Below are 12,521 nucleotides of genomic sequence, written 5' to 3' on the forward strand. Positions count from 1 at the left end.
GAAGAACGGCGGGAATGCCAAACCGTTCAATCGCCATGCGGCACCGACCATCTGGAATGAATGAGGGGGCTGGAGCGGACGGAGGGAATCGAACCCTCGTATGCAGCTTGGGAAGCTGCCGTTCTACCATTGAACTACGCCCGCATCGTCGCGCCATCTGATCTAGCCGAGACCGGCCGATCCGCCAAGCGGATTGATGGCAGCCGGTTACAGTTCCTTGCGCCGCACACCCGGCCGCGCCCTTCCACAGGTAACCGCTCAAAGATTCCAGATGACGGTTTCAATTCGCCTGTTAACATCACCTTCGGGATGGCTGGGCACGGATACACAACCTTCGACACGTCGGTGGGCCGATGCGGTATCGCATGGGGCCACGCCGGCATTGTTGGCGTGCAGTTGCCGGAAGCGCGCGAGATCGAGACCCGGCGCCGCCTGCTGCAGCAATTTCCCGATGCGCGCGAATTCCGGCCGCCGACCGATGTCGACTACGCCATCGAGGGCATCGTTGCGCTGCTGCGCGGCCAAGCCGTCGACCTCGTCGATATCCCCGTCGACATGCATGGCCTGCCGCTGTTCAATTGCCGCGTCTACGAGGCGATCCGGATGATCCCGCGTGGCGAAACCCGCACCCATGCGGAGATCGCAGCAAAGCTCGGCGCCAGCGGTGCGGTCTATTCGGTCGGGCAAGCCATCGCGCGCAATCCGTTTGCGATCCTCGTGCCATGCCACCGCGCATTGGCCGTTGCGGGCCAGACCAGCGGCTTTGCCGGCAATGGCGGCATCATCACCAAGTCGCGGCTGCTCTCGATCGAGGGCGCGCTGGCCGGCCGGACGACCACCCTGTTCGATGCCCTGCTGTCGGTTGCCCCACCGCGCCCGCAGGGCTAAATTCAGGCCATGCAGGCAACAACACTGTTCCAGAGCAACGCGATCACCGTCACGGACTATCGCTGTACGGCGGGTCCGGACGACCAGCCGTTTTCCGAACAGCACGCCGGCCATTCGCTCTCCTATGTTCGCAAGGGCAGTTTCGGCTGTCGCTGCCGCGGGCAATCGCACGAACTGATCGCCGGCGCGCTGCTGATCGGACACCCCGGCGACGAATATACCTGCCATCACGAGCATCATGGCTGCGGCGACGAATGCCTGTCCTTCGCCTTCGCACCCGAACTGGTCGAGACGATCGGCGATGCCAGGACCATCTGGCAGCAAGGCGCTGTCGCGCCACGCGCCGAATTGATGGTACTCGGCGAACTCGCGCAGGCAAGTGCTGGTGCCCACAGCGATCTCGGACTCGATGAGATCGGTCATGCGTTTGCCGCGCGTTTTGTCGACATCGTCTCGGGCGAGCCGCGCAGGCGTGTGAGCGGCAATGCACGGGATCGCCGGCGCGCGGTCGAGGCCGCGCTGTGGATCGACGCCCATGCCAGCGACGAGATCGATCTCGATGCGGCCGCCCGTCAGGCCGGATTGAGTCCGTTTCATTTCCTGCGTCTGTTCAGGAATGTGCTGGGCGTGACACCGCACCAGTATCTGGTGCGCGCGCGGCTGCGGCGGGCTGCAAACCTGCTGGTCGAGAAAGACCGCGCCATCACCGACATCGCCTTCGATGTCGGCTTCGGCGATCTCTCGAATTTCGTGCGCAACTTCCATCGCGCTGCCGGCGTCTCGCCCCGCGCATTTCGACAGGCTTCCCGAGGCGACCGCAAGATTTTCCAAGAACGGCTGGCCGTGCGCTGAGTAGCTTGCCGTCCTGATCAACCGGGAGGCACAGCATGGCATCGATTCACAAAGAGATTTTCCTCGGCGCACCGGCAGACGATGTCTGGTCCGCACTGGCCGACTTCGGCGCGCTGCACACAAGGCTGGTGCCGGGGTTCGTCACCGACACAAAGCTGGACGGCGACGCGCGTATCGTGACGTTCGCCAATGGGTCCGTCGCACGCGAAATACTGGTCACCTGCGATCACGACCGGCAGCGCCTCGTCTATGCCATCGTCAGCGAACGTATCAGCCAGCACAGCGCGTCAGCGCAGGTGTTTGCCGATGGCGATGCGCGCTGCCGGTTTGTCTGGACGGCCGACGTGCTGCCGAATGAGATCGCGCCTTACATGAGCGAGCAGATGGATCTGGGCCTGGCGGCGATGCAGACCCAGTTCGGGAAAGCCGCGCGATGACGGCATCGTTTCTCGATGCGCTCGCAGCGGACGGCCCTGCCCCGGATCGCATCGGCCAGATGGATCTCTATGGCTGGCTGATCGGCGCCTGGGAGCTCGATGTCACCAGATATATACCGGACGGCAAAGAGCGACGGCGCAAGGGCGAATGGCATTTCGGCTGGGTGCTGGAAGGCCGCGCCATCCAGGATGTCTGGATCGTGCCGCCGCGCGGCCAGTTGCGCAACGGCGACGCCGCAGCGAATGCCTACTCGTATGGAAGCACGCTGCGGATCTACGACCCACGCATCGATGCGTGGCAGATTCAGTGGACCGATCCGGTGATGCAGAATTTTCTCACCATGACCGGCCGCAAACAGGGCAACGACATCGTCCAGCTCGGCCGCGACAATGACGGACGCCCGATCCGCTGGAGCTTCTCGCAGATCACGCCGCGCTCGTTTCTATGGCGCGGCGAGACCTCGCATGACGACGGCGCGACGTGGCGGCGCGATGTGGAATTTACTGCGACGCGCGTCGGCTAGAAACAGCTCAGACGAGCTCCGGCCGAATCTCGGGCACGGGGCCAGCCTTCGGTCCCCACGACGTCAGCAGTACGCTGAGCGCCGACAGCACGCCGAGCAGCACCATGGACGCCGCCGCGAGCCAGAAAAAGCTTGTGGCCGAGGCATCGATCGACAGCAGCCACCAGCCTCCAACGCTGACGAAGGCCAGCCGCGCGGTTTGCGCTAGCACCGGGCCGAGTACCTTGGCGGCGCCCTGCGAGGCAAAATAGGCCACCGTGGACAGCCCCAGAAAGGCATACATTGGCGCACAGGTGGCCAGATAGGTCCGGCTTGCCGCACGCACACCGGCATCATTGGTGAACATATTGACCCAGGCATCGGGGAAGATCGCGATCAGCGTGCCGAGCAGACCGACAACACCGAAGGCGATCACGCTGCCAGTCCAGGTCACGCGGCGCGCACGCGCGATGCGGCCAGCGCCGATTGCCATGCCGACAATCGGCACCGAGGCGATACCCACCGCGAAAGCCAGCGTGCTCAGCATGAATTCGAGCCGCGCACCGATGCCGTAGCCGGCCAGCACCGCGGTGCCGTATTGCGCCAGCATATGGGTGAAAATCAGGAGAGTCAGAACGCCCTGTAGCGGATTGAAACAGGCGATGGCACCCACTTTCAGAATATCGAAGAACATCCCGCGCTGAATGCGAAAGCCCTTGATCTGAGGCCGGACTCGCGCACGACCGGAAAAGACATACCAGCCCATGACGCCTGTGCCGATCGTGAATGCAATCAGCGTGCCCGCCGCGACGCCGGGCATGCCGAATTGCGGGATCGGACCGAAGCCGAGACCCAGCACGCCACCGAGAACCACTTGCAAGGCGGCCCCCGCCATCTGCATGGCGGAGGGCATCTTCATGTTGCCGGTGCCGCGCAGGATCGCCGCGAAGGTATTCAGCAGCCACGGGATCACGCCACCCGCGAAGAAGACGGTGATGTAGCCCTGCGCCTGGCTCAGCACATTGCCGCGGCCACCAAGCAGTTGCAGCAGCATGGAGCCGAAGGCCAGCATGCCGACCGTGAAGGTGAGGCCGAAGCAGATGGCGATCAGCAGCGCATGGCCCGCCAGCGTATCGGCGCGCGCGCGGTCGCCGGCGCCAAGCGCGCGCGCGATGGCCGAGGACACGCCACCGCCCATGGCGCCACCGGACATGGTCATGGTCAGCATCACGAAGGGAAACACCAGCGCCATCGCCGCCAATGCTTCGGTGCCGAGCCGACCGACATAGGTGGTCTCAAAAATAACGACGACGGCGCCTGCCGTCAGCGCGATGACATTGGGCCAAGCCAACCGCAGGATGGTCGGCAGAATGGGATGATCCAGCAGGGGGTTTTTGGCCGGCGCCTTCAGGCTCGGAAGCGGCTGCTTGTCGGCATCGACCAATCGGGGTTCGGCGACGACAGCGTCGGACATGCATTCTCCCTGAGCTTCCGGTCTTGCCTGCCGGACACCTCGTTCCTAGCACCGATCGCGGACAATGCCATGCGCGACACACGCATGGGGGATGTTCGATTTGCACTGCAGTATCAAGGGGTCGAGGCGCTAGCCGACCGACCAGATGAACGGCAGCGCACCACCTCGTGCCGGCGTCATCGCGATGGGTATATTGCGACCGCATCCGGCGGCGAGGCCCTCAACCAGTCCCTGCAGGGCCTTCGCGCAAGCGGCATTGTTGTCGGCAACGCCGTCCATCAGCTTCCAGCTCTGCTGCCGGATTTCGAACTGGCCCTCGGATGTACTGATCTCCACGACGTCGTCCTGCGCTGCGAACAGAACGCCGAGGAATTCCGCAAAGGCCCTGGCGTCGCCGCGCTGCAAGCCGAAGCCTGCGGAGACCTCGTCGAAATACTGCATGCCGATCAGCTTGCCGGTGAGATGCAGCAAATAGCCAGCATCGACCGGACCGAACAGTTGAACCGCCACAGGCGCTGCGGTCCGCACATATTCCATGGCGTAGTTGCGATAGGCCTTCTCCAGCCGGGCTTTCGGCCAGCTATCGACGGGCAGCGCCGGCGCCTTGGCGGGATCGAACAACGGCGCTTCCAGATGGCGCGCGAACACCAGACGCTGATCGATATCCAAATCATGGTCGTATTCGCAGTAATAGCCTTCGAGCCCATCCTGGCCATCGACGCTCTGCTTGGTGCAGACGAAACCCATGCGGGGATTGCCGAGCGAGACGCCGTTGTTGGCGTGCCAGCCGCGCAGCATCGCGCGGGACACTTCGCCGGGCACGCCGCAGATCGCGGTGCCGCGCCAGATCCAGCGCGGCGGCGGATAGCGGATCCAGGCCTTGCGGTCGCTCTCAACCATGTACTCGACCGACACGCCGCCGATCCAGTTCGAGAGATAGTGATACTGGGCCGCAGCGACCGCGGGTGGCAGGCCGGACAGACCGAGCTTCACGAGTCCCGGCAGAAAGCGCTCCTGCTGCTGCCGGCGGAATATCCGAAACATGAACTCGGCGGCGTCTGCCGTGCCGCGGCGCGTGACCGTGGTCAGGATCAGGCCGGTGAAATAGGCGTGATAGAGATCGGCGACGCTACGCCAGCGCGTCCAGGTGGCTTCGTCGCTCGTATTTGTCGGTCCGGTCATCGTTTCTTCCCTGATTGTTGGGAAGGACCATAGCCGCGCATCACTCTAGCTTCACATGAAATTCATGCAGGGAGGTCGAACGTTCCTGCATTGGCCGCATTAGATCGTTTCAGTCACAAGGACATTCCATGCGCCAGAAATTCCTGCTTTTGGCCTGCCTCATCGCTCTGGCGCTGCCGCTGGCCGGATGCAACGAACAATCCACCATCGCATCAGGCGAGGATTTCGGACCGTCGCCGAAGCTTGTCGAGCCCAACAAGTCGCTGATCCCGACCGTCAATGTCTCGAAGGCGGTCGGCTGGCCAGAGGGTGCCAAGCCGAAGGCTGCGGACGGCATGACGGTCAACGCTTTTGCGCGCGGCCTCGATCATCCACGTACGGTCTATGTGTTGCCCAATGGCGACGTGCTGGTGGCAGAAAGCAATGCGCCGCCTAAGCCGGAAGACGGCAAGGGCATCAAGGGCTGGGTCATGAAACTGGTCATGGGCCACGCTGGCGCGGGCACGCCGACGGCAAATCGCATTTCGCTGCTGCGCGACGCGGACGGCGACGGCGTCGCCGAAACCAGGACAGCGTTTCTCGAAGGGCTCAACTCACCCTTCGGCATGGTGCTGGTGGGCGATGAATTCTTCGTCGCCAATGCCGATGCCGTGGTGAAGTTTCCCTACAGGACCAATGATACCAGGATCACGACGCCAGCCGTGAAGGTGGTTGACCTGCCCGGCGGCCCGATCAATCACCACTGGACCAAGGATCTCACGGCGAGCCCCGACGGCACGAAACTCTATGCAACCGTCGGCTCCAACAGCAATGTCGGTGAGAACGGCATGGACGCCGAGAAAGACCGCGCCGCGGTGATCGAGATCGACCGCGCGACCGGCGCCTCACGCGTCTTCGCATCCGGTCTGCGCAACCCCAACGGCCCGTCGTGGCAGCCGCAGAGCGGCGCGCTCTGGGTCACCGTCAACGAGCGCGACGAGATCGGCAGCGACCTCGTGCCGGACTATATGACCTCGGTGAAGGATGGCGGTTTCTATGGCTGGCCCTACAGCTATTACGGCCAGCACGTGGACGTCCGCGTGCAACCGCCACGTCCCGACATGGTTGCCAAAGCCATCGCGCCCGATTACGCGCTCGGTGCGCATACCGCATCACTCGGGCTGACCTTCAACACCGGAGACCTGTTTCCAGCCAGCATGAAGGACGGTGCCTTCATCGGCCAGCACGGCTCGTGGAATCGGCGCCCGCAAAGCGGCTACAAGGTGATCTTCGTGCCCTTCACCGACGGCAAGCCATCGGGCAAGCCGCAGGACGTGCTCACCGGTTTCCTCAATGACAGTGGCGAAGCGCAGGGACGCCCGGTCGGCGTGCGCATCGATAGCAAGGGCGCATTGCTGGTGGCTGACGATGTCGGCAATACGATCTGGCGTGTGACGCCATCGGGCACGAAGGCGGCAGCGTTAAAGTGATACCAGAGACCTGACGAAGCTCCGTCATGGCCGGGCAGCGCGAAGCGAGGGCTTCACTTGATGTCCCGGCCATCCACGTCTTCGTGAGTATATGGCCAAGACGTGGATGCCCGGCACGAGGCCGGGCATGACGAGTTTTTATTACTTCGCCTATCCCACTTGAAATTCTTCACGTCACCGGCGCGGGGTTGAACAGTACCAGATCGTTGTGCAGCCCCCATTTGTCCGCCCAAACCTGCTTGCGGCCGCTGGCAACGTCGAGGATCAGTTGAAACAGCTCCCAGCCGGCCTCCTCGATGGTCATCTCGCCTGACGCAATGCGGCCGGCGTCGAAATCGATCAGGTCCGACCAGCGTTTCGCCAGTTCAGTCCGCGTCGAGACCTTGATGACCGGCGCCTGCGCCAGCCCATAGGGCGTGCCGCGCCCCGTGGTGAAGATCTGCATCTGCATGCCGGCGGCAAGCTGCAGCGTACCGCAGACGAAATCGCTTGCCGGTGTTGCCGCGAACAGCAATCCCTTCGTCGTCGCGCGTTCGCCCGGGCCGATCACACCGCTGATCGCGCTCGAGCCGGACTTGACGATCGAGCCCAATGACTTCTCGACGATATTGGCAAGACCGCCCTTCTTGTTGCCGGGCGTCGTATTGGCGCTGCGATCGGCGCCGCCACGCGCCAGATAGGAATCGTACCAATCCATCTCGCGTATCAGCGCGCGGCCGACATCGGCATTGATCGCGCGCCGGGTCAGCAGCTCGATAGCATCGCGCACTTCGGTGACTTCGGAGAACATCACCGTTGCGCCGGCGCGCACCAGCAGATCACTGGCGAAGCCGAGCGCCGGATTGGCGGTGACGCCGGAAAACGCGTCGCTGCCGCCGCATTGCAGGCCGATCACGAGGTCGGAAGCCGGGCAGGTCTCACGCTTGCGCTGGTTCAGGATTTTCAAGCGCGCTTCTGCCATGGTGATGATGGTATCCACCATGTCGCCAAAGCTCTGATTGCTCTCATCCTGAAGGCGCATCATGCTGCCGGGATCGTCCTTCGGCAGCAAACGCTCCGGTGCGAGCTTCTCGCAGCCGAGGCCGACCACCATCACCTCGCCGCCAAAATTGGGATTGCGCGCGATGTTCTGCAGTGTGCGGATCGGAATATAGGCATCCGGCGCATTGATGGCGACGCCACATCCATAGCCGTGGGTGACGGCGACCACGTCATCGACATTCGGATAGCGCGGCAGCAGCTCGGCCTTGATCTTCTTGAGCGCAAATTCCAGCGTGCCGGCGACGCATTGCACCGACGTGCTGATGGCGAGAATGTTCTTCACGCCGACGGAGCCGTCGCGATTGCGAAAACCTTCGAATGTGTAATCGTTCAGCGGCGGCTGCGGTTGCGGAACCGCATTGGCAATCTCAAGGCTGTCGAGATCCGGCGCATCGGGCATATGGATGCGCGCCTCTTCGACCCACTCGCCGGCAGAAATCATATCCAGCGCATAGCCGATGATCTCGCCGTAACGGATGATGGGCGCATCCTTTGCGATATCTTGCAGCGCCACCTTGTGCCCCTGCGGCACGAAATTGCGCAGCTCCAGACCGTCGGTCATCCTGGTGCCTGCAGGCAGGCCAAAGTCATTGACGATGATGGCGACATTGTCGCGCGCATTCAGTTTGATGTAGCGCGGCGCATATGCATCTGCTGCCAGCGTGGTGGCCATCGCCTTGTCCTTCCCAAATCTGCCGGCATTCGCGCCGGTCTCGTAGCAGAGCAGTAGCACAAAAGATGACGGTGTCGCGCACTTGACCGGCACGCTCTGCAGCCCGAATGATGACCTTGAAATGGGCCGGCGCGCCCGAATTCATGCAGAAATAGGATCACCGTGCGTCTTTTCGTCTTCGGGCTCGGCTACAGCGCAAACTGGTTCCTCGCGCAGTATGGCGGTCAGTTCACCGGGATTGCCGGCACCGTCCGCACAGCCGGCAAATCGGCGGCCTTGGCACCAGCTCGCGATATCGAGACGCTCGTCGTCAACCCGGACGTCGCCGATCCCGGCATTGCCGATCGTCTCGCAGATGCCGATCTGCTGCTGGTCTCGATCCCGCCCGGCGCGGATGGCGATCCCGTGTTGCAAGCCTTCGGTGCGCGGATCGCCGCCAGCGGCTTCCGGCGTATCGTTTATCTCTCCAGCGTCGGGGTTTACGGCGATCATCAGGGCGCCTGGATCGACGAAACTGCCCCGGTTCACGGCGAGGGCCGGCGCAAGGCACGCATCGATGCCGAAACGGGCTGGCGCGCTCTGGCCGGCGATCGCACGACGATCCTGCGCATCGCCGGCATCTACGGTCCCGGCCGCAATGCGCTGGAGAATCTCAAAACCGGCAAGGCCCATCGCATCGTCAAGCCGGGCCAGGTGTTCAACCGCATCCATGTGGACGACATCGCAACATCTGTCGCCGCAGCATTCGATCACGCGCAGACCGGCATCTTCAATCTCTGCGACGACGAGCCGGCGCCGCCGCAGGACGTCGTCACCTATGCCGCAGCACTGATGGGAATTGCGCCGCCCCCCGAGCAGGACTTCGCAACCGCCGAGATGAGCGCGATGGCGCGCAGCTTCTATGCCAGCAACAATCGCATCTCGAATGCACGGTTGAAACGCGAGCTTGGCGTGAAGCTCGCGTTTCCGACCTATCGCGAAGGCCTCACGGCGCTGTGGCAGCGGCGCGAGACCTAAGCAGCCGTGACTTTCGGGCTATCGCCCCGTCATCGCTTCCAACCTGTCCGGATATCGGTTGCCCTGAACGGTGATCTTCGCAGCAGCGCTCTCGATATCCCGCAGATCGTCGGCTGTCAGCTCAACGTCTGCTGCACCGAGATTTTCCTCAAGCCGATGCAGTTTCGTGGTGCCCGGGATCGGCACGATCCACGGCTTCTTGGCCAGCAGCCATGCCAGCGCGATCTGCGCGGGCGTCGCCTGCTTCCGTCCGGCGATCTCGCCAAGCAGATCGACAAGGGCCTGATTTGCCTTGCGCGCTTCGGGCGTGAAGCGCGGGAGGATATTGCGGAAGTCTCCGCTGTCGAGCGTCGTGTTCTCGTTCATGGCACCCGTGAGGAAGCCCTTGCCGAGCGGGCTGTAGGGGACAAAGCCAATCCCGAGTTCTTCGAGCGTCGGCAGCACTTCCTTTTCGGGACTGCGCGTCCATAACGAATACTCGCTCTGGATCGCAGTAATCGGCTGCACGGCATGGGCGCGGCGAATTGTCGTCACGCCCGGCTCGGACAGGCCGAAATGCCTGACCTTGCCCTCATTGATCAGATCCTTCACCGCACCGGCGACATCCTCGATCGGCACGTAGGGATCGACGCGGTGCTGGTAGAACAGATCGATGGCATCGATCTTCAAGCGCGTGAGCGATGCTTCGGCGACCTCACGAATATGCGCGGGGCGGCTGTCGAGACCGACCTGCTGACCGGTGGCGGGATCGAGCCTGAAGCCGAATTTGGTGGCGATGACGACCTGATCGCGGAGCGGCGCGAGCGCCGCGCCGACGAGTTCTTCATTGGTGAACGGGCCATAGACTTCGGCGGTATCGAAGAACGTGACGCCGCGTTCGACCGCCGCGCGGATCAGTGCGGTCATTTCCGTTGTGTCGGCCGGAGGCCCGTAGCCGAAGCTCATCCCCATACAGCCGAGCCCGATGGCCGAGACGTCCAGTCCATTGCGTCCGAGTATGCGTGTCTTCATGTCAGATCTCCTGTGCCATCCGGCCAATGAGCGGCTCCCGCGCTGGTGGGATTTTGCCGCCGACATGCGACATCTGGAGATCGTGCGCCCATGAGACTAGATGATATAATCTGCACGCACTTATCAGCCGGATTCATGAATGGCCCGCCAGACAATCGACGACCTCCTCGCCTTCTTTGCCGTCGCGAAGGAGGCGAGCTTCACGCGTGCAGCCGCCAAACTCGGCGTCTCGCAATCCGCGCTCAGCCACACCATTCGCGGTCTTGAGGAGCGGCTTGGACTGCGGCTCCTCACCCGAACGACCCGCAGCGTGGCACCAACCGAGGCTGGCGAACGCCTGATCCGGACCATCGGTCCGAAGCTGGAAGAGATCGACGCCGAACTCGCGGCGGTCACGGAGCTGCGCGAGAAGCCGGCCGGCACCATCCGCATCACCACCGGTGAGCATTCCGCCGAAACGATCATCTGGCCTGCGCTTGCCAAGCTGCTGCCGCGCTATCCCGACATCAAGGCCGAACTCGTCGTCGATTACGGCCTCATCGATATCGTTGCGGAACGCTACGACGCGGGCGTTCGCCTGGGCGAACAGGTCGCAAAAGACATGATCGCCGTCCGTATCGGACCGGACTTTCGCATGGTCGTGGTCGGCGCACCGTCCTATTTCGCCAAACGACCGCCGCCGAAACGACCGCAAGATCTCACCGCGCATGACTGCATCAATATCCGTCTGCCGACCATGGGCGGCCTCTATGCGTGGGAGTTCGAGAAGCGCGGGCGCGCCTTGAAAGTGCGCGTCGATGGCCAGATCGTGTTCAACAACATGTCACTGCGCCACAAGGCGGTGCTGAACGGACTGGGGCTGGCCTATTTGCCGGAGGATCGCGTGCGCGATCACATTGCCTCAGGCCGGCTTGTTCAAGTGCTTGACGATTGGTGCCAACCGTTCTCGGGTTATCACCTTTATTATCCGAGCCGCCGACAACCGACATCCGCATTCGCGGCGCTGGTTGAAGCGTTGCGTTACCGTGGCTGATCAACGGTTGTCGTGTTCCAGCGAACGTGATTGAAACGAAATCGCACATTGTGAAAAGTTCCTGAATCAATTTGGGCAATGCTGTGTCCTAAGCGCGACGTGGTCGCCAAAGCTGCCTTTTTCGTTTGAGGCGCTGTTGCACGCGTGTGACAGCAATCACTGCGCAATAGTCTAGGTTGCCTTTCGTCATCCCCCGTCGGGATTGAGAAGGAACACCTGATGAAGAAGCTTCTACTGTCTACCGCTGCTCTGGCCCTCGTCGCTTTGGCCGCTCCGGCGTCCGCTGCTGACCTGGCTGCGCGCCCTTACACCAAGGCTCCGGCCTATGCTCCGGCTACTCCGATCTACAACTGGACCGGTTTCTACATCGGCGGTCACATCGGCGGCGCGTTCCCGGGCAACGACAACAACCTGCTCGGCGGCAGCAATGACGGCACGTTCATGGGCGGTGTGCAGGGTGGTTACGACTACCAGTTCGCCCCGAACTGGGTGTTCGGTCTCGAAGCCAATTACAGCTTCCTCTCCACCAGCAGCAACTTCGACAATCGCGGCCTCGGTTCGGTCACCGGTCGTGTTGGTTACACCTGGGGTCCAGCACTGCTCTACGTGAAGGGCGGTTACGCCTGGGCTGATTCGCGCTTCACCAACGGCTTTGCCGGCGATGGTGGCCGCGATGGCTACACGGTTGGTGGCGGCCTCGAATATCTGTTCACCCAGAACTGGTCGGGCAAGGTCGAATACCAGTATTACGACTTCGGCAACGTCAACTTCATCACGCCGACCCTCGCCGTTGGTGGTTTCAAGAACGACGAGCACACGATCAAGGCCGGCCTGAACTACCGCTTCAACCTGGGCAACTTCGGCGCAGGCTTCGTTCAGTAAACCTGACGATCTATCGTCTACTTCGTCTCCAGAAAAAACTTAGGCCCGCAGCAATGCGG

Annotated in this window: 12 protein-coding genes and 1 tRNA gene; 8 read left to right on the forward strand and 5 right to left on the reverse strand. The window is 62.7% G+C overall.

Annotated features, from left to right (window positions below; genetic code table 11):
• Positions 1-70: 70 nt before the first annotated feature.
• Positions 71-144: transfer RNA gene (locus AB7951_RS25830), tRNA-Gly, on the reverse strand.
• A 165-nt stretch (positions 145-309) separates the two neighbouring features.
• Here AB7951_RS25830 and AB7951_RS25835 point away from each other — a divergent pair.
• From AB7951_RS25835 to AB7951_RS25850, 4 genes are read left to right on the forward strand one after another with little or no spacing between them, the layout of a single operon-like run.
• Complete coding sequence (locus AB7951_RS25835; protein ID WP_120287933.1) at positions 310-888, forward strand: methylated-DNA--[protein]-cysteine S-methyltransferase; 579 nt, start codon at positions 310-312, stop codon at positions 886-888.
• Between the two features lie 9 nt (positions 889-897).
• Positions 898-1,740, forward strand: a complete 843-nt coding sequence (locus AB7951_RS25840; RefSeq protein WP_120287932.1) for a helix-turn-helix domain-containing protein — start codon at positions 898-900, stop codon at positions 1,738-1,740.
• A 35-nt stretch (positions 1,741-1,775) separates the two neighbouring features.
• Positions 1,776-2,177 carry an SRPBCC family protein gene (locus AB7951_RS25845; RefSeq protein ID WP_120287931.1) on the forward strand — a complete coding sequence of 134 codons (402 nt, stop codon included), beginning with the start codon at positions 1,776-1,778 and terminating at the stop codon, positions 2,175-2,177.
• A complete protein-coding gene (locus tag AB7951_RS25850; RefSeq protein ID WP_120287930.1) occupies positions 2,174-2,701 on the forward strand; it encodes a hypothetical protein in 528 nt (175 codons plus the stop codon). The genes AB7951_RS25845 and AB7951_RS25850 overlap by 4 nt, the downstream gene beginning before the upstream one ends.
• A 7-nt stretch (positions 2,702-2,708) precedes the next feature.
• Here AB7951_RS25850 and AB7951_RS25855 read toward each other — a convergent pair whose 3' ends face one another.
• Positions 2,709-4,154, reverse strand: coding sequence for an MATE family efflux transporter (locus tag AB7951_RS25855; protein WP_120287929.1), 1,446 nt, complete (start codon positions 4,152-4,154; stop codon positions 2,709-2,711).
• A gap of 129 nt (positions 4,155-4,283) precedes the next feature.
• Entirely contained in the window at positions 4,284-5,336 is a 1,053-nt protein-coding gene (locus tag AB7951_RS25860; RefSeq protein WP_120287928.1) for a hypothetical protein, read from the reverse strand.
• Between the two features lie 128 nt (positions 5,337-5,464).
• Here AB7951_RS25860 and AB7951_RS25865 point away from each other — a divergent pair, with 128 nt between their 5' ends.
• Positions 5,465-6,805 (forward strand): PQQ-dependent sugar dehydrogenase, encoded by a 1,341-nt coding sequence (locus AB7951_RS25865; protein WP_120287927.1) that lies wholly within the window; start codon positions 5,465-5,467, stop codon positions 6,803-6,805.
• A gap of 169 nt (positions 6,806-6,974) precedes the next feature.
• On the opposite strand, the gene garD is transcribed toward AB7951_RS25865, so the two are convergent.
• Positions 6,975-8,519, reverse strand: a complete 1,545-nt coding sequence (garD, locus tag AB7951_RS25870) for a galactarate dehydratase (protein WP_120288121.1) — start codon at positions 8,517-8,519, stop codon at positions 6,975-6,977.
• A 162-nt stretch (positions 8,520-8,681) separates the two neighbouring features.
• On the opposite strand from garD, the gene AB7951_RS25875 reads away from it, so the two are divergent.
• Positions 8,682-9,536: an NAD-dependent epimerase/dehydratase family protein gene (locus tag AB7951_RS25875; RefSeq protein WP_441256087.1), complete on the forward strand. Its 855-nt coding sequence runs from the start codon at positions 8,682-8,684 to the stop codon at positions 9,534-9,536.
• Between the two features lie 18 nt (positions 9,537-9,554).
• Here the strand turns inward: AB7951_RS25875 and AB7951_RS25880 are convergent, their stop codons facing one another.
• Positions 9,555-10,547 (reverse strand): aldo/keto reductase, encoded by a 993-nt coding sequence (locus AB7951_RS25880; protein ID WP_120287925.1) that lies wholly within the window; start codon positions 10,545-10,547, stop codon positions 9,555-9,557.
• A gap of 139 nt (positions 10,548-10,686) precedes the next feature.
• Here AB7951_RS25880 and AB7951_RS25885 point away from each other — a divergent pair, with 139 nt between their 5' ends.
• Together AB7951_RS25885 and AB7951_RS25890 are read left to right on the forward strand one after the other, a co-directional pair.
• A complete protein-coding gene (locus AB7951_RS25885) occupies positions 10,687-11,580 on the forward strand; it encodes a LysR family transcriptional regulator (RefSeq protein WP_120287924.1) in 894 nt (297 codons plus the stop codon).
• 219 nt (positions 11,581-11,799) lie between these two features.
• Positions 11,800-12,462: an outer membrane beta-barrel protein gene (locus tag AB7951_RS25890; RefSeq protein ID WP_120287923.1), complete on the forward strand. Its 663-nt coding sequence runs from the start codon at positions 11,800-11,802 to the stop codon at positions 12,460-12,462.
• Positions 12,463-12,521: the final 59 nt, after the last annotated feature.

This window comes from Tardiphaga sp. 285_C5_N1_2, from assembly GCF_052076065.1.
GTDB lineage: Bacteria > Pseudomonadota > Alphaproteobacteria > Rhizobiales > Xanthobacteraceae > Tardiphaga > Tardiphaga robiniae.